General features: G+C 57.2%; 16 protein-coding genes. 11 read left to right on the forward strand and 5 right to left on the reverse strand.

Annotation, left to right across the window (positions count from 1 at the left end; translation table 11 throughout):
• The first annotated feature begins 322 nt into the window (after window positions 1–322).
• From HMPREF2554_RS00815 to HMPREF2554_RS00840, 6 genes are all read left to right on the forward strand, one after another.
• Entirely contained in the window at window positions 323–937 is a 615-nt protein-coding gene (locus tag HMPREF2554_RS00815) for a thiamine phosphate synthase (protein ID WP_070553585.1), read from the forward strand.
• 2 nt (window positions 938–939) lie between these two features.
• A complete protein-coding gene (thiO, locus tag HMPREF2554_RS00820; protein ID WP_070553588.1) occupies window positions 940–1,995 on the forward strand; it encodes a glycine oxidase ThiO in 1,056 nt (351 codons plus the stop codon).
• A 59-nt stretch (window positions 1,996–2,054) separates the two neighbouring features.
• Entirely contained in the window at window positions 2,055–2,252 is a 198-nt protein-coding gene (thiS, locus tag HMPREF2554_RS00825) for a sulfur carrier protein ThiS (RefSeq protein WP_004005995.1), read from the forward strand.
• 5 nt (window positions 2,253–2,257) lie between these two features.
• Window positions 2,258–3,013 carry a thiazole synthase gene (locus tag HMPREF2554_RS00830; protein ID WP_070553590.1) on the forward strand — a complete coding sequence of 252 codons (756 nt, stop codon included), beginning with the start codon at window positions 2,258–2,260 and terminating at the stop codon, window positions 3,011–3,013.
• Window positions 3,004–4,059, forward strand: coding sequence for a ThiF family adenylyltransferase (locus HMPREF2554_RS00835; RefSeq protein WP_070553592.1), 1,056 nt, complete (start codon window positions 3,004–3,006; stop codon window positions 4,057–4,059). The genes HMPREF2554_RS00830 and HMPREF2554_RS00835 overlap by 10 nt, the downstream gene beginning before the upstream one ends.
• Before the next feature lie 222 nt (window positions 4,060–4,281).
• Window positions 4,282–4,770, forward strand: coding sequence for a chemotaxis protein CheA (locus HMPREF2554_RS00840; RefSeq protein WP_070450098.1), 489 nt, complete (start codon window positions 4,282–4,284; stop codon window positions 4,768–4,770).
• Between the two features lie 134 nt (window positions 4,771–4,904).
• Here HMPREF2554_RS00840 and HMPREF2554_RS00845 read toward each other — a convergent pair whose 3' ends face one another.
• Window positions 4,905–5,924, reverse strand: a complete 1,020-nt coding sequence (locus HMPREF2554_RS00845) for a zinc-dependent alcohol dehydrogenase (protein WP_070450101.1) — start codon at window positions 5,922–5,924, stop codon at window positions 4,905–4,907.
• A gap of 323 nt (window positions 5,925–6,247) precedes the next feature.
• Here HMPREF2554_RS00845 and HMPREF2554_RS00850 point away from each other — a divergent pair, with 323 nt between their 5' ends.
• A complete protein-coding gene (locus tag HMPREF2554_RS00850; RefSeq protein WP_004005990.1) occupies window positions 6,248–6,736 on the forward strand; it encodes a hypothetical protein in 489 nt (162 codons plus the stop codon).
• 144 nt (window positions 6,737–6,880) lie between these two features.
• Here the strand turns inward: HMPREF2554_RS00850 and HMPREF2554_RS00855 are convergent, their stop codons facing one another.
• Complete coding sequence (locus HMPREF2554_RS00855; protein ID WP_004005989.1) at window positions 6,881–7,510, reverse strand: DUF4097 family beta strand repeat-containing protein; 630 nt, start codon at window positions 7,508–7,510, stop codon at window positions 6,881–6,883.
• A 260-nt stretch (window positions 7,511–7,770) separates the two neighbouring features.
• On the opposite strand from HMPREF2554_RS00855, the gene HMPREF2554_RS00860 reads away from it, so the two are divergent.
• On the forward strand, window positions 7,771–8,841 hold the full coding sequence (locus tag HMPREF2554_RS00860) for a TlpA family protein disulfide reductase (RefSeq protein WP_070450104.1): 1,071 nt from the start codon (window positions 7,771–7,773) through the stop codon (window positions 8,839–8,841).
• An 84-nt stretch (window positions 8,842–8,925) separates the two neighbouring features.
• Window positions 8,926–9,576: a class I SAM-dependent methyltransferase gene (locus HMPREF2554_RS00865; protein WP_070553594.1), complete on the forward strand. Its 651-nt coding sequence runs from the start codon at window positions 8,926–8,928 to the stop codon at window positions 9,574–9,576.
• A 124-nt stretch (window positions 9,577–9,700) separates the two neighbouring features.
• On the opposite strand, the gene HMPREF2554_RS00870 is transcribed toward HMPREF2554_RS00865, so the two are convergent.
• Window positions 9,701–10,402, reverse strand: a complete 702-nt coding sequence (locus tag HMPREF2554_RS00870) for a hypothetical protein (RefSeq protein ID WP_004005986.1) — start codon at window positions 10,400–10,402, stop codon at window positions 9,701–9,703.
• 132 nt (window positions 10,403–10,534) lie between these two features.
• Between HMPREF2554_RS00870 and HMPREF2554_RS00875 the strand changes: the two genes are divergently transcribed.
• Window positions 10,535–11,515 (forward strand): zinc ribbon domain-containing protein, encoded by a 981-nt coding sequence (locus HMPREF2554_RS00875; protein ID WP_070553614.1) that lies wholly within the window; start codon window positions 10,535–10,537, stop codon window positions 11,513–11,515.
• A 16-nt stretch (window positions 11,516–11,531) separates the two neighbouring features.
• On the opposite strand, the gene HMPREF2554_RS00880 is transcribed toward HMPREF2554_RS00875, so the two are convergent.
• Together HMPREF2554_RS00880 and HMPREF2554_RS00885 are read right to left on the reverse strand one after the other, a co-directional pair.
• Window positions 11,532–13,535, reverse strand: coding sequence for an NHL domain-containing thioredoxin family protein (locus HMPREF2554_RS00880; RefSeq protein WP_070553596.1), 2,004 nt, complete (start codon window positions 13,533–13,535; stop codon window positions 11,532–11,534).
• A gap of 293 nt (window positions 13,536–13,828) precedes the next feature.
• Window positions 13,829–15,067: an alpha-hydroxy acid oxidase gene (locus HMPREF2554_RS00885; RefSeq protein ID WP_070553598.1), complete on the reverse strand. Its 1,239-nt coding sequence runs from the start codon at window positions 15,065–15,067 to the stop codon at window positions 13,829–13,831.
• Window positions 15,068–15,478: 411 nt separating this feature from the next.
• Between HMPREF2554_RS00885 and HMPREF2554_RS00890 the strand changes: the two genes are divergently transcribed.
• Window positions 15,479–16,162, forward strand: coding sequence for a TetR/AcrR family transcriptional regulator (locus tag HMPREF2554_RS00890; protein WP_048778413.1), 684 nt, complete (start codon window positions 15,479–15,481; stop codon window positions 16,160–16,162).
• The last annotated feature ends 127 nt before the right edge of the window (window positions 16,163–16,289 follow it).

Consider the following 16,289-nt stretch of genomic DNA (forward strand, 5'->3'; position numbering starts at 1 on the left):
CGGAATCCGCACCCTCCAGCCCGTCAGCCGCTCTTAAATGCTCTGGTATTTGCCAGGGCTTTTTTATTTTCCTCAGCTAGCCCCGCGAGCAGGTAGTTTTTGACCCGAGCAGGTAGTATTTTCCTACCTACTCGGCCAAAAACCACTTGCTAGCGGATTCAGGCAGCATGTCATAGCAATAAAAACGCCGCCAGGAAGCACAACGAAGGTTGTGTGCTAGCCTGAGTGGGAAACATCTGCGTGTGCCGCATCGTCGCAAAATCACCGCAACACCCGCGTGAGCACGCAGGAAACACTACTTTCACAGTCGAATCGTGGTCCCATGACAACCAGTAACACCGCCGGAACTGCCACACCTATAGACCTTTCGCTGTATCTGGTCACCTGCGAAAACCCCGTCGAAACGGTGCGGCGGGCACGGCATGCCACCTGCATACAGGTGCGTTCCAAACCCATCAGCGCCCGCGACCTTTACGCCCTTGCCGAAGAGATTGCGCGCATCGCACTCCCCCACCAGAAGATACTGATTGATGATCGGGTGGATGTTGCCCTCGCCCTGCGCGCTCGCGGGGTGCGCATCGACGGGGTACATATCGGCCAAGACGATCTGCCCGTCGCCGATGCCCGCCGTCTGCTGGGCGAGCACGCCATTATTGGTCTCACCACCGGCACTCGCGAGCTTGTTGAGCGCGCTAACACCGTTGCGCACCTGATCGATTACATTGGTGCTGGGCCGTTCCGACCCTCCCCGACCAAAGCCTCAAACCGCCCGCCACTGGGTGTTGAAGGGCTGCGTGAACTTGCCGAGCTCTCGGAGGTTCCGGTGGTCGCCATCGGCGATATTTGGCCGCAAGACTGCCCGAGCATCCGCGAAACAGGGGTTGCCGGGGTTGCGATGGCACGCGCCTTCGTGGAAAACCCGGAATTGCAGGCATAATCATGACAGAAGTTATTACCGTGGTGGGCGGCGGAATTATTGGGCTGATAACCGCCTTTGAACTTACCGAACACGGCCAGCGGGTGCGCGTCTATGACCCAACCCCCGGCGAGCGCGGCACGGGCGCCAGCTATTTTGCCGGTGGAATGCTCGCGCCTATTGCCGAAGTGCAGTTTCAGCAGGATGCACTTTTCCCGCTCATGGTTGCCAGCGCGAATGCGTACCCTTCGCTCATGCGCAGGCTCGCTGCGGTGACGGACGCACCCACCGGCTACGATACGACCGGCACGTTGGTGGTGGCGGGTGACCGTGCGGATGCGGCGCATCTGCGCGATGTTTCCGACTATTACCGTTCGCTCAACCGCAGTGCCGAGGCGATTCCCGTGAGCCGGGCGCGCGCCCTGGAACCCGCACTTGCCCCGGATTTGGCGGGTGCGGCGTTGATTGAGGGCGATCATCAGGTGGCGCCCCGGCTGTTTTTGCAGGCTCTCGTGAAGGCGTTGAGGGCGCGCGGTGTCGAGTTTGTGCGTGAGCGTGTGACGGACCCGGATTTTGGGGATATTGTGTGCACCGGTTTGGGCGCGGCGGGGCAGTATCCACTGCGACCGGTTTATGGCGATATTCTGCGTTTGCAGGCGCCGCATCCGCTGGTGGAGCATGTGGTGCGCGGGTTCGTGAACGGGCGGCCCGTTTATGTGATTCCACGGCCTGGCGGTGAGGTGTGTATCGGTGCGACAAGCCGCGAGGACACGCGCACACGCCCCGGTGTGGACGGCGTGTATCAGCTGCTCAAAGATGCGATTCGGGTGGTTCCTGCGGTGGAGGAATGCGAGCTTATCGAGTCGAATGTGGGGGTGCGCCCCGGAACCCCGGATGATCTGCCGATCTTTGGCTATCGCATAACGGCGACCGGGCGGCAGCAGCTGATCTCAAACGGGTATTTTCGGCACGGAATTTTACTGGCGGCACTCGCTGGGAAAGCCGGTGCGGAGGTGTTTTTAGGCGGGGATATTCCGCCGGAGTTTGCGCCCTGCTCACCGAAGAGGTTTGAGTACTGATACGCGATTTTGCTATAACATACCGCCAGTTTGTGCACTAACAACGAGAGGAATAATCCATGAAAATAACCTATAACGGCACATTATTAGACATTTCTGCCACGAATCTTGAGGCGCTGATTCTTCAGCAGGCGGGCACCGATCAGGGAGTCGCTGTCGCACTCGATGGTGCTGTGGTGCCGCGTTCACGGTGGGCGAGTACCGAAGTGCCCGAGGGTGCTAGGGTCGATGCGCTGACCGCAGTTCAGGGCGGGTAGAGGCCATGATTATTGCTGAGAAAGAGTTCTCATCCCGGCTCATTATGGGTTCCGGAGGCGCCACCAGCATGGACCTGCTCGAAAAAGCTTTGGTCGCATCCGGCACCGAGATGACCACGGTCGCGATGCGCAGGCACGCCTCGGGTACCCCTATTTTTCCGCTTCTGACCAGGCTAAATATTGCGCCTCTACCTAATACGGCGGGGTGCCGTACCGCACGCGATACCGTTATCACCGCCCGGCTTGCGCGCGAAGCCCTGGGCACGAACTGGGTTAAGGTTGAGGTGATTAGCGATGAAGATACCCTGCTGCCGGATGTGTGCGAGACCGTGACAGCCTGTGAAACGCTGGTGGCGGAAGGGTTCACGGTCATGGCGTACACCTCTGATGACCCGGTGATCGCCAAACGTTTAGAGGATGTGGGAGTCGCGGCGGTCATGCCGCTCGGCTCACCCATCGGCACGGGGCTGGGCATTTTGAACCCGCACAATATTGAGTTGATTTGCTCCCGCGCCACGGTTCCGGTGCTGCTGGATGCGGGGGTTGGCACCGCCTCGGACGCCGCGTTTGCTATGGAACTGGGCTGCTCGGGTGTGCTGTTGGCCTCGGCGGTCAACCGTGCGCAGGATCCGGTGGCGATGGCGCGAGCCATGAAAGCCGCCGTTGAGGCAGGCTATCTGGCGCGAGGCGCAGGTAGGATTCCCCAGCGCGAGCACGCGAAGGCTTCCTCCCCGACGGAGGGTCTGGTGTCATGGATGTGACCTCGCACGGACACCGCTCGGTACCTAATACGCCGCAGATTCTAGCGCCAAAGGACCCCGCGCAGGCGCAGGCTCTCGAAGCAGAGCGTATATCGCGGCAGGATCGTCTGCCCGGTTTCAACCAGCAGGCGGTTGCCAATGCGCATGTGCTCGTTATTGGTGCGGGCGGTCTGGGGTGCCCGGTGGTGCAGGCGCTCGCCGCCGCCGGGGTCGGGTCGATTGCGCTCGTTGATCACGATGTGATTGAGCTGTCGAATCTGCAGCGCCAGCCGTTGTTCGGTCTCGCCGATTGCGGCCGGGCGAAGGCTGAGGTTGCCGCGCATCGTGCCCGCGAGATTGCCCCGGCGCTGAGGGTGACGGTGTATCGGCGGTACCTAGAAGCATCCTGGATTCTTGACCTGTTCGCCGAGGAGAACCCTGCGGTGATCGTCGATTGTACCGATACGTTTGCGACTAAATATTTGATTGCCGACGCCGCCGAGATAACCGGTATTCCGCTGGTGTGGGGGTCGGTGCTGCGGTATCAAGGCAGCGTGAGCGTCTTCCGCACGGGGTCGGCACATCTGCGCGACCTGTTCCCTACAACTCCCGCGACCCTGGAATCCTGCGCCGAGGCCGGGGTGCTGGGCGCTACTACAGCGGTCATCGGATCGCTCATGGCGACCGAAACACTCAAGTTCCTGGCGGGGCTGCCCACGCTTGAGGGGCGGCTGCTCACCTACGAGGCGTTGAGCGGCACCTTCCAGAATTTTGCCCTCTCCCCCGATCCTGAGCGGGCACCCGTGACGGATTTGAGCGCCTATAAACTGCCGAAGATTCTGCTGGATGTGCGCGAGCAGAGCGAACGCGAAACCCAGGTGAAGTACCCGGATTCTTTACACCTTCCGCTGTCTGCAGCTACCGAGGATGCGGTGCGCGCCATGTTGAAGCCGCTTGCCGGGGAACGCGTAGGCGTGTTTTGTAAGTCCGGGGCACGCGCAGCGAAGTTTATAAAGGATTGGGATGCGGTTGCGGAAGAATACAATATAACGCTGGTTGGAATTTAGTGGTTATATTTTATTTTGCTAAAAATATTTTTCAAAGCAAATAATCAGTAATTCTAATTTATTTACCATCAAGAATCTTTTAAGTGTATAACAATATTGAATAAATTATATATAGCGTTCATGCATGCTTTAGTGGAATAAAACTATGGTTGCAATTCTTAGATAATTAATTTTAGGGTGGAAATGCAGGAATTATCCGCAGTGCAGACGAAAGGATGCATTATGTCACTCGAAAACACCAATCTTTCTCGCCGTAACCTTCTGCGCGCCGGTGCGCTGGGCGTCCCTGCCGCAGGCGTACTCGCTTTCGGCTCCACCCTCGTGACCGCAACCTCCGCGAACGCCATCTCGGCCGACGGCTGGTGGGGATCCGAGACCTCAGCCGGGTTCCAGCGCTTCATGAACACAGTTATGGGTGCAAACCTTATTGTCGATGGGGTTATCAGTGGTCAGGATGCAGCTATGCAGACCTGGTGCCCTGGAATCGTCGGTGGTTGGGAATGGGTTCCCTACTACCAGGCCACGGGTTCACCCGCTATAACCTACATGCATAAATGGCTGGGCAACAAGGCTACAGAAGACGGCAAGTTTTCTCCGACTGACATTGCTGCACTTCAGAAGCACTACGGTGTCTCCGTAGATGGCTCGCTCGACGGTCCGTCCCAGACCATCAAGGCTTTGCAGAACGAAATTAACCAGTGGGTTGGGTAAATTAACTAATCCTCAAGCCGCGCCAGGTATCGGCTGTTAGGTTCGGTACCTAAAAAGGCTCTTTATTTCAATAAAGCGGATTTTCTAATGCTTTATTGAAATAAAGAGCCTTTTTTTGGCGAAAAATTAGGGGACTATTTATCGATACTCAACATCACCTTGGGGCGTTCCCGCTCCCCCGCTTCCAGGCGCTCGAAGGCGGCCTGTGCATCGTCGAGGCTGTAGCTGCGATCGATGAGCGTGCCCAGCTCATCCCGGTGCTCCCGCACGAACTGCGCGGCAGCCGCATAGTGGTCGATGCCGTGACGGACGCCCACCAGGTACTGCCCCCGCAGGGCAAACTCCGAGGCATCAAGATCGGTCTGCGCAGGCGGGAAACCAATCAGCACCGCCGTACCCCCGTTCCTCAGCAGGGACGGTGTAGCTTGCAGTGCCGCTGCGGAACCGGAGCACTCCCATACAGCATCCCAGTCTCCGGCAGGGAGCGCATCCACGGTCTTGTAGGCTTGAATCCCAAGTTCGGCAAGGTGCACGGGCTGCGAGGGATCAACCACCGCAACCTCAATGGGGTACTGCCCCAGCACCAGCGCCGCGAGGGTGCCGATCGTGCCACCACCCAGCACGAGTACCCTATCGCCGGGTTCTGGGGTGGCTTTCGCTAGACCTTCTAAAACCGTCACGAGGGGCTCGATCAGAATATATTCGGGATGCGGCTCTGCGCTCGAACCGTCGTCAATGACGGTCAGCACGTGCGCTGGCATCACAAGCTTTTGCGCCGCCGCCCCACCATGCTCATAAAGACCAACTTCACGCAGGTTCGTGCAGAGGTTACGCCGCCCGCACTGACAGAAATTGCATATCAGGCAGGGAATCATGGTGCTTCCAGTGACCACGGCACCGGTTTTTAATCGACTGTCATGAGCGGTCTGCGGCGGGGTCTCGATCACACCCACCCACTCATGTCCATAATGATGCGGATACTCGGTCAGACCGCGCCGCAGATAGTTTGAGGTGCCGTCGTACAGCTCAAGATCGGTCCCGCAGATGCCCACATAGGCAACTCGAATGAGGGTCTCATCGGGGTGTTGGGGCTGCGCATCTTCGATCTCGCGCGCTTCGACGCTCCGAATTCCGGTGATAAAACTAGCTTTCATCGTTATCTCTCCCTGCGTTCTCATGCGGTCTCTTTAGACTATCCATCCGCAATAGACGAGTTCAAGGACTATAACACCACTGGGGCACAATATTTTATTTTTCGTACATCATTCATTAAATAAACATATTCCACTATTATTTAAAATGCTTAAAAATTTTATTCGTATATAATAATATTTCGCTCATGAATATACCCAGAAAAAGTTTAAAAAGTTTTTATTTAACTTTATAGAAGAATAAATTTAGGATTGATATTTGCCAACGAATCCTTTTACAGTGAAAATGCAGGAATAACCTGCATCACCGATGAAAGGATATTTTTATGTCCCTCGAAAGCACTAACCTTTCCCGCCGCAAGCTCCTCAAGGCAGGCGCCATAGGTGTTCCCGCCGCAGGTGTACTCGCCTTCGGCTCCACCCTGGTCACCGCAACCTCCGCCAACGCCATCTCCGCCGACGGCTGGTGGGGCGAAGAAACCAGCGCAGGACTGCAGCGGTTTATGAATGCCGTCAGGGGTGCTGGTCTTGTCGTTGATGGGGTCATTAGTTCACAACCCGCTCGTGAAGCTGCTCGTTGTCCAGGAATTGTGGGCGGATGGGAATGGGTAGAAGATTACCATGGGTCACCCACTATTTTGGCAATGCAAACCTGGTTAAAGCTCCGTCGTGGCTCTGGAGCCACTTCAACGATGAATGGTAAGACTATTCGAACTCTTCAACAACATTATGGGATCTCCCCAGATGCTCGCCTCGACGGTCCTTCCCAGACCATCATGGCTCTCCAGAACGAAATCAACCAGTACGTCGGTTAACGTTCTACCGCTGAGCATCATGCCACTATGGGTAGATGCTAAAAAGGCTCTTTACTCCACTAACGTGGCGGAAAACCCGCTTTAGTGGAATAAAGAGCCTTTTTATGCGACCGGGAAGAGACCCGGCAAAGAAGCGTACAGCGCCTACGCCAGCGTTACGGACCCGCCGATGCAGTTGATAAACACGCTGGGCTGCCCCTTCGCATTGTGTGAGTCGCCCGGTTCGCACGGCTGATCCAAAATCTGCACCTTGCCCGAAACATCCTCGATACGGTACCCCGGCATCTCGGTGAAAGTCCCGGTCGTTGTCACCGAGCCGCCCGTGACCGTGAGAGTCGCATCCTCAGCAACCGTACTGTCTACCATCTTCACGGACGAAGATTTCGCGGTCACCTTCGCATGTGTAAACGATGCGTTCAAACAGCGAATGGTGCCCGTGGTCGCCGCCAAATCTGCGTGCGTGGTGCGCACCCCTTCTAGGCGGCATGTTGAGTTTGTCTGAACCCGCAGAACGTCAAGAAAAGAATCGTGTGGAAGGCTGATAACGATCTTCGGTCCCCCAAAGGATAAAAACGAGGTGCGCTTGGCAAACTTGGATTTCCAGTAGCGTTCCCGCTGAACAATCTGGATCACACCATCTTCGGTGCTTACGTCAAAAAGTTCTTCATGCGGTAACTCTGCAGTCGCATCCTGGGTTTCTGCTGCGGTAATAGCGACCTCAAGGTCGAGTGCTTCAACAGCTAAAGACACGGGCTCAGGCAACGCGATAGGCATACACTTAACTCCCTATTTTTTATCACGGTGACGAAGGCGCAACCCGGCGCACAGCCTGGGCATCCGGCGCTGACTCTGCCAGTCACCTAACACCTTCATGAGCTATTCTACCCCGGTATTATTCCGACTCCGAACACGAAGAACGTGCTGCCCTCCCCATAAATTTATGCCGCCGGATGCGCCCCCATATCCGCCGTGCAGACCCTCACCAGGCGTAAAATCTGTGGTAGACACAAACTCACTCAAACTTTCAAGGAATCATGTCTGCTTTTCCGAATGTATCTTTTCTTCTCTGTACGGCGCTGATCGCCATCACTCTGGCGGTGAGCGGGTTCGCCAAGGCTAAGGACCCTTCCAGTACCGTCACGGGTATTCTCAACCTGGGGCTCGAAAAAATTGCTCCGCTGAAGCTCACCGCGCGCACACTCCCCTGGGTCGAACTGCTTCTGGCATTAGGGATGCTCGCAGCGCCGGGTGCTCTCTTCACCGTAATATCGGGCATCTCCCTGGTTCTCATGCTGTTCTACCTGATCGTTATTGCGCGGGCACTTGCCACCGGCCGCACCGCGGGGTGCAATTGTTTCGGTTCAAAATCCGCCGCACCCGTGAGCCGCTATACGCTCATCCGCAATATCGCGTTGACCGTAGCCGCAGCTACGGTTTTTGCCGCGTCTTTGGGCTCAGGTCGAGCACTTATCTACGAGCTGTACAACCTCAACTCTGCCGATTGGGGCTGGGTGCTCGGCGCCGCCCTGATTACCCTCACCATGTGGGCGGTACAGCGCGGCGAGGCATTGGCTGAGCCAGATTTCGGCGAAAGCGATGATAACCATCTTCTGCTTCCCGTCTATGAGGATCGCGGCGACGGCGAAGAATACGTGCGCATGCCCATTCCGTACGCAACCCTGCATACGCTCGACGGCAAGAATTTTTCGATCCGCGAGCTCGCCGAGCTCAAGGCGCGGGTGCTGTTCTTCGTCTCCCCCACATGCGGCGCCTGCCTGTCGATCTTCGACAAGCTGGCGGGCTGGGCGTACAAACTGCCGCAGCTTGAGCTGCATCCTGTTTTCAGCAGTGAGAGCAACGCAAAGACTGCGTCTGTACCCGAGAGCATTACCCCGCTGGTAGATCCAAAATTTGCGGCAATGCACGCTTTCGGCCGCGGCACCCCACTGGCGGTAGTACTGGGCTCTGACGGACTGTTGGCGGGCGGGCCGGTGCGGGGCGCATCCGATGTATCCGATGTTATGGATCAGTTGATTGAGGAATTCACCGGCGCCGAAAACTCGGATGAACACAGCGAGCAGAATACCGTCGGGCAGACGCCCTAGGAGGCGCGTTCTTACCCGTATGCGGTACGATACCCCTACGTTTGCACACACGCTATCTATTCATCTACCACCGAGGAGAATACGGTGTCAGCATTGAGTTTTAACGCCCCCGGCGAGCGCGAAAAGTCGCTCTGGCTCATCAAGAAAGAGAACGATCCGGCACATTCGCAATGGTATATCGACCGTTTTAAGGCTATGGAGGCTGAGGGTAAGGATATGGCGGGTGAGTCTCGCCTGGTGAATGCTTTGGCCTCGCGCGGGGCAAAGATTCTGGATGCTGGTTCCGGCCCGGGCCGTGTGGGTAAGCAGCTGCATGCGCTGGGGCATCGGGTGACCGGCGTTGATATTGACCCTGAGCTTATTGATGAGGCGCGCCGCGTATGCCCGGAAGCCACCTGGGTTACGGCTGATCTGGTGGATTTGCCGCAGGCTCTTGGGATCGAGTCCGATGCCGGTGAGGATGGTTTTGAGCTGATCGTATGTGCCGGGAATGTGATGGGTTTTCTTGCGCGTTCAACCCGTAAGCCGGTGTTGGAGAATTTCCGGAAGGTGCTGGCACCGGGTGGGCGCGCCGTGATTGGGTACGGTTCCGGTCCCGGTCGTGACTATGCGTTTGCTCAGTTTCTTGAGGATGCGCGCGAGGTCGGTCTGAATGTTGATTCGACGTTTAGTTCCTGGGATTTGCGTCCGTTTGCCGAGGATTCCGAGTTTATTGTGGCGGTTCTTTCGCGGTAGGCGGCGCTCAGGCGGCACGCTTTATGGCTGATAAAAGCGGTGGTGCGCATCCTGGTTTTGCGTAGGATGCGCACCACCGCATTTTTCTCTCTCCGCCCCGTGCAGAACGCGGGAATCGTAGCCTCTAGGGGATCAGGTGGATTGAACGAGCCATGTCTTCGGGCAGGATTGCGGCGCCGCCCAATATAGCCACGATAAGTACTGCGAGAATCGCCATAGTGGCCGATTTCCAGCCGGGGTGCAGTTCGGTGAAGGTAATCAGACCGTGGTGCAGCCGGTCAATATCGAGAACGTTCGCTTTTTTATAGACCGTGGTCTGGTCGGAAAGTTTTGAGGCCACCGTAGACATAGTCTTGGCATCCCACACGCGACCGTCGAGGCGAAGAAGAGACTTCCCCTGCTTATCCAGCGCCCACATACTCGGGAAGCTGCGGTACTTGAGCTTGGCAACAACGTTGCTGAGGTCTTGCCCGTGTGCTTTCTTGCCGTAGAGCTTTTCCACGAAGATCGTGTGATCCATATCTTTACGTTCCACCGCATGCCAGCCAAAAATTCGGGCGCGGAGCACATGGGTTTTGGTGATTGCCACGATCGTGGGTTTAAGCACCGAATACAGGCTTAGACCCGCGAAAAAACAGATGATAAGCACCAGCACCAGGTACGGCAAGGCGGGGCGTTTATACGCTAAGAATGCGATAGCGGCGACGAGGGTGATGGTTCCCGGAAGCGCCGCCTCAATGCGCCTGCCGTAGGATCGCATGCGGGGGTGGAAGAGTTCTAGAACATCGCCATATTTGGCGGGAATTTCGTGTGCGCGTTCTGCCATACACACCACTTTAGCGGTCGCACCTGCTCGACGCTAAGATTTTCGCCCCGCAGTGTCAAACCTGAGGGTTCGTGCGGGTACATAAATCTGCCCGGTGTCAGGTGCGCCCGCGCGGTGCGGTACGCTGTAATCATGCATAAATTTTCTCCCGTGGAACGGGTTCTAGCTACCTGGGTTATCGGCGTTTTCGTGTCGGTAACCCTTGCTTTTGGCGCGCTCTTTGCTCTGAATCGGCTGGTGTACACCCCCACGGGTCAAGTTCAAGAGTATTTCAGAGCGCTGCAGGACGGTAATGGTTCGCATGCGCTCGGTATTTTGGGGGCGCGGGTGCCTGAGGGCGACGGTTCTCTTCTCGATGGTGAGGTTCTGAAGAAATCGGTCTCGGGGCTGTCTAATATTACCTATGAGGTAGTGGAAAGCAGCGATGACGGCGAGCATGCGACGGTGCGAGCCTCCTACACTCTGGACGGCGCCCAGGAACACACCGATTTCAGACTGCATCATGTGGGCGATCACTGGGGTCTTTTCCCGCGGTGGGAGATTGAACCCGGCGAGCTGCCCGAGCTGAAGGTTTCGATTAAGGGCGTACAGGCGGCGACCGTGAACACCCGCAAGGTTGCGGTTGATGACGGTGAGGCGACGTTCCCGGTGCTCTACCCCGGAAACTATTCCATTTCTTATGATTCGACGGTGTATACCGCACAGCCGTACTCGCAAAAGGTACTCTCAGCGGACGCAAATTCGCAGGTCAAGCTTGATTTGAAGGCGAGCGATCAGGCCCGAGAATCCGTGCAGCATCAGGTGGAGGATTACGTAAATTCCTGTACCGAGCAAAAAACTCTCTACCCGAGCGGCTGCCCCTTCGAGTACACTTTCCCCGGGCGTGTGGACGGCGAGGTGAACTGGTCGGTCACGGAATATCCGCATCCACACGTGACGGTCACCGCAAATGGCGAATGGAATGCTGACCAGGCGCAGGGCAAGGTCAAGGTATCCTTCACGCAGCTTGACCTGTACACGGGCGAGCGGCAGCCCTTTGAAAAGGAAGTTCCGTTCACCATCAAACCGACAGTGAACGTCAACAACGGCACGGCGGTGCACGTGAGCTTCTGAGGGCCCTTACCCTAGCTTAGTTAATCCCTCGCAAATCCAGTACGAGTTCGCTCTCATCCGCGGCATCACCGGTGACGATGACCGGAATACCCCAGTCCTGCTGGTACAGGTGGCATGCGGCGTGCTCGGGAATATCGCCGTCAGGGGTACCGTCGCAGGCAGCGGCGCGGGCGGTAATGTGCAGCACCGCCTCCTGAATCTCGGGGTTGAGCACGAGGGTACGACTGAGTCCCTGGGAGGTACCGGCACCGTCCAGCAGGAAGTTTTCGGGGGTGGATGAGATTTTCAGCTGGGTCGGGTCTCCCCAACGGGTATCGAGTTTCTGCCCGGTCGGCACGGTAAACCGCGAGGTAAATTCGAGGGTTCCGCCGGTGAGTTTCGTGGCGGGCCGGGCGGTTGTGATCGCGCCTTCGTCCACTTTTTGCGCCTGCGCCGGAATTGCGGCACGCACCAACTGGTGCGCATTGGTTTCCACGATTATCAGGCGGGGGTCCTCACCCGGACTATGCTCCACTAGAAGGTCGGCAGGTTCGGCGAGTCCGCGCTGCAAGGTGCTCAGTTCCTTCGCGGCAGGATCCCAGCGGCGAATCGCACCGTTATAGGTGTCTGCCACCGCGATAGAGCCGTCGGGAAGCTCCGCAAGTCCCAGCGGATGCTGCATACGTGAGGTCTGCGAGTCGCCGTCCACAAACCCGAAATCGAACAGACCCAGCCCTACGGCAGAAGTCACCTGTACACTCTGGTGCCCGTGTTCGTCCCGCGTAAAGGTTACGTGGCGCAGCCCGCTGGTTTCCGAGCAGGCTACCCACAGACTGCCGTCACGCGCCTCAATAATGCCGGAGGGTTGGGCAAACCATGCGTCCTCAGCGGTACCGTCCTGTAGCCCTTCAACCCCGGCGCCCGCGAAAATACTGACGGTTTCAGAGACGGGGTCGTAGCCGAAGAGCTGGTGGGTGCCAGCCATCGCGATCACGAACTGCCCGGCTTCACGCGAATAGACCGCATCCCATGGGGACGAAAGGGCTATAGCAGTGGCGGGCGCATCCGCGGGGATATGGTTTGCGTTGCCCGTGACGGCGTTGTCTCCATCAATAACGCGCTGCACGCCGTTGCCCGCAAGGGTACGAACCTCGCCCGTGCGCAGATTCAGCGAGCGCAGTCGGTGATTCACGGTGTCGGTAATCAGCACATCGTACCCGAGTTTTTCACGAAGTTCGGCGGGTACCAAAGCAAGCCCTTGCGGTTCGTTAAAGCGTGCAGTGGTTCCGGTTCCGTCGGCGTAGCCTTTTTCGCCGTCCTCTCCCCCACCGTAGGTTGCCAGCACAGTGTTGAGGTCTTCGGCAACCTGCAGGATGCGGTGCCTGGCGGTGTCGGACACCAGGTAGGTGCGTGAGCCGGTGCCGAACAGGTTTTTGGGTCCGAACTCTGTGGGGAGTTCGATAGCTTTCCCCGGGAAAGCGAATGTTCCCTCGGTTTTGGGTCGGGGCACATAGGGACCGTCGCCTCGGTGCAGGGTACCTTTTTTCTCGTGTTCGGCAACGAGCTCACGCACGAGTGAGATAAGCCCCTGCACGTGTCCCTCCCCGGAAAGATGCGCCACAATATACCCTTCGGGGTCGATAACCACGAGCGTGGGCCAGGCGCGGGCAGTGTAGGCCTGCCAGGTGGTGAGTTCGGGGTCGTCGAGTACGGGGTGTTTGATGTCGTAGCGGTCTACGGCTGCGGCGAGCGCTACCGGGTCTGCCTCATGCTCAAATTTGGGGCTGTGCACACCCACGGTGACGAGCACATCCGAGAATTCTTCTTCGAGGGGGCGCAGCTCGTCGAGCACGTGCAGGCAGTTAATGCAGCACAGGGTCCAGAAGTCGAGGATCACGATTTTGCCGCGAAGAGCCTGCAGGTCTAGTTTCTTCTCGCCAGTGTTGAGCCAGGATCGTCCGGTTAGTTCGCTGGCGCGCACGCGCACGGTTTTCTGCCCGGTATGATCTTGCCCGGAATACTGGTTGCTGGTTTCGCTCACGATTCTCTCCCCTATGGTTTCGCACCCAGACCCCGCTTAGCAGCAGGGTGCGCTCGTTTCACCCTATTATGCCAGCGGTGCGGGCGTGTTCACCGGGCAACAAAAGTTTATGAACTCGCCCCGCAATACGCCGTCATATTTTGTCATAGAAGAGGAAGACACCGCCCCAGGTTTTACCCCATGCGCATACTAAAAAGCCCTTGAGGTGAACGAAGTTTTAGAAACTCCGCCGTATTCACCTCAAGAGCCTTTTATCATCCCCTAGCGAAAGGGAGGTTATGTAGGTTTAGAGCTTACGCCTTCGGGATCGGCTGCAGGCGGCGCAGCTGAGTTACGTGCTTGGGTTCAAGTTCGGCAATGTTGTGCACCTGGAGCAGCTTCATGGTGCGGCGCACCTCGTCGGAAAGGATCTCGATAGTCCGGTCCACGCCGCGGCGGCCACCGGCCATGAGTCCGTACAGGTAGGCGCGACCGACCAGAGTGAACTTCGCACCCAGCGCCATAGAGGCGACAATATCGGCACCGTTCATAATGCCGGTATCAACCATCACCTCGGTATCCATCCCTACTTCACGCACAACCTCCGGGAGCAGGTGGAAGGGTACGGGCGCACGGTCCAGCTGACGACCGCCGTGGTTCGAGAGCAGGATGCCGTCCACACCCAGATCGGCGAGTTTCTTAGAGTCTTCGAGGTTCTGTACGCCCTTAATCACGATCTTGCCGGGCCACATTTCGCGGATAATCTTCAGGTCTTCATAGTTGATGGAGGGGTCCATCGCGTTATCCAGAAGCTCGCCCACGGTGCCGCCGGTCGAGGAAAGCGAGGCGAATTCCAGCTTGGGCGTGGTCAGGAAGTCGAACCACCACCAGGGGCGCGGAATCGCGTTCAGCAGGGTCTTCATCGTCAGATGCGGAGGAATAGAGAAACCGTTGCGCTTATCGCGCAGGCGAGCGCCAGCAACGGGTGTATCCACGGTGAAGAAGAGCGTATCGAATCCTGCCTTGGCGGCGCGCTCTACCAGTCCGTAGGAGATTTCGCGCTCACGCATGACATACAGCTGGAACCAAAGGCGGCCGTTGGGGTCTGCGGCGCGCACGTCCTCAATACTGGTGGTGCCCAGAGTAGACAGGGTGAAGGGGATGCCCGCGGCACCTGCTGCACCGGCGCCAGCGATCTCACCCTCGGTCTGCATCAGGCGGGTGAAGCCGGTGGGAGCGATACCGAAAGGCATGGCGGAGGTACCGCCCAGGACCTCGGTAGTTGTGTCTACGGTCGAAACATCTGTGAGCACGCCGGGGTGAAACTCGATATCCTCGAAGGCCTGGCGTGCGCGGTTCATAGAGAACTCGCCTTCGGCAGCGCCATCGGTATAGTCAAAAGCGGCAGCTGGGGTGCGGCGTTTGGCGATCTTGCGCAGATCATAGATGGTGAGGGCTTTTTCGAGGCGGTTCCCGGCGAAGTCCAGGCTGGGCTTCTTGAACGTCATAAATTCTTTGAGTTCGCTGGGCTTGGGGAACTGACGTTGTACCATGGGGCGCCTTCTTTCTGCGGGGTTGCCGCTTCATTGCTATACGAGGTTCAAAGCGTCATATACCGCGATATAACGCAAAAGTATGGTGTGTGTTCATTCACAGTTATGGTCGGACCACACAATGCCCGTAATCTTAAGCTAACCCATACTAATAAATAAGGCAAGGCTTGACTTATTAACCAGCACCGAGTGCTACACACCGTTTTTGAGGCGGTTTTTCGGGGGAAGGACCCGCAAACCTTGCTCTCGCGACGCTGCGAGGCTAGTACATCTGTGACTTTTTGATCAGGTGACAAGAATTTTCATTCTTGTCTCACCCTGAGATACCGGGGCAAACTGCTATTTTTATTCCGCCTCGTAAAGACCTATTATCAGATATGAATATGCAATCACCGTGCAAGGAAACCAACCATGACCCAACCCAAAGCCCGCCGTGGACGTCCCCCAAGCCTAACCCGTGAGCAGATTGCCAAAACCGTTTTAGACGTAGGCTTTGCCAATCTCACGTTTGCCGCCGTTCGTGACCGTCTAGGGGTAGGGGAAACCACCCTATATCGCTACGCACCGGACCGCGACGAACTGGTACGTATGGGGCTCGAATATGCCTATTCCGGTATTGAGGTTCCTTCCTTTGAAGGTCCCTGGCGTGAGGTTCTGACTGCACACGCCCTCAATACCTGGCACAGCCTTGAGAAATACCCGGGCGCGGCAACCGAAGTGGCACGCGGCATCGTTCCCCCCATTGCTACATACTTTTTCGAAGAGCTTTGTGTGATTCTCATCAAACAAGGTTTTTCGGCAAAGAAGGCCGTTCTCACCTGCGATATGCTGCTAGACATGGTTATCGACAGCAGACGAAGCGTTGAACACAGCGATGCGTTTATTGCTGAAACCGGCGCCGGACGTGAAGAAATTCAGCACCAGATGCAGCGCAATTCAACCGACCTGCAGTCTTTCCAAGACCCAGGTGCTTCCGCCGAGCGTCAAGAGATCCGGACTATTCTGCGGGATTCGGTGACCTCGGATCCCTTAGAGTGGCTGCGGCATAAAATGACCATTCTGCTCGACGGCATCGAATACTCGCTCAAGTCATAACGAACGGCTTCATCTGCCGATACCCTGTCTTATGTGGCGTAGGGGCATCCCTCTGGGGATCCCCTACGCCCTTTATTTTTACGCCGCGAGTATGTTCAGCAACGACCGGGTTCAAAGGCTTTGCTGC

Source organism: Rothia sp. HMSC071F11 (assembly GCF_001809115.1).
Lineage (GTDB): Bacteria > Actinomycetota > Actinomycetes > Actinomycetales > Micrococcaceae > Rothia > Rothia dentocariosa.

Bases quoted from the DNA above. Each gene is read 5' to 3' on its own strand.
- HMPREF2554_RS00835 (WP_070553592.1), top strand. From the start codon at position 3,004: ATGGATGTGACCTCGCACGGACACCGCTCGGTACCTAATACGCCGCAG.
- thiO (WP_070553588.1), top strand. From the start codon at position 940: ATGACAGAAGTTATTACCGTGGTGGGCGGCGGAATTATTGGGCTGATA.
- HMPREF2554_RS00890 (WP_048778413.1), top strand. From the start codon at position 15,479: ATGACCCAACCCAAAGCCCGCCGTGGACGTCCCCCAAGCCTAACCCGT.
- HMPREF2554_RS00845 (WP_070450101.1), bottom strand. From the start codon at position 5,924: ATGAAAGCTAGTTTTATCACCGGAATTCGGAGCGTCGAAGCGCGCGAG.
- HMPREF2554_RS00830 (WP_070553590.1), top strand. From the start codon at position 2,258: ATGATTATTGCTGAGAAAGAGTTCTCATCCCGGCTCATTATGGGTTCC.
- HMPREF2554_RS00855 (WP_004005989.1), bottom strand. From the start codon at position 7,510: ATGCCTATCGCGTTGCCTGAGCCCGTGTCTTTAGCTGTTGAAGCACTC.
- HMPREF2554_RS00850 (WP_004005990.1), top strand. From the start codon at position 6,248: ATGTCCCTCGAAAGCACTAACCTTTCCCGCCGCAAGCTCCTCAAGGCA.
- thiS (WP_004005995.1), top strand. From the start codon at position 2,055: ATGAAAATAACCTATAACGGCACATTATTAGACATTTCTGCCACGAAT.
- HMPREF2554_RS00875 (WP_070553614.1), top strand. From the start codon at position 10,535: ATGCATAAATTTTCTCCCGTGGAACGGGTTCTAGCTACCTGGGTTATC.
- HMPREF2554_RS00815 (WP_070553585.1), top strand. From the start codon at position 323: ATGACAACCAGTAACACCGCCGGAACTGCCACACCTATAGACCTTTCG.
- HMPREF2554_RS00840 (WP_070450098.1), top strand. From the start codon at position 4,282: ATGTCACTCGAAAACACCAATCTTTCTCGCCGTAACCTTCTGCGCGCC.
- HMPREF2554_RS00870 (WP_004005986.1), bottom strand. From the start codon at position 10,402: ATGGCAGAACGCGCACACGAAATTCCCGCCAAATATGGCGATGTTCTA.
- HMPREF2554_RS00860 (WP_070450104.1), top strand. From the start codon at position 7,771: ATGTCTGCTTTTCCGAATGTATCTTTTCTTCTCTGTACGGCGCTGATC.
- HMPREF2554_RS00885 (WP_070553598.1), bottom strand. From the start codon at position 15,067: ATGGTACAACGTCAGTTCCCCAAGCCCAGCGAACTCAAAGAATTTATG.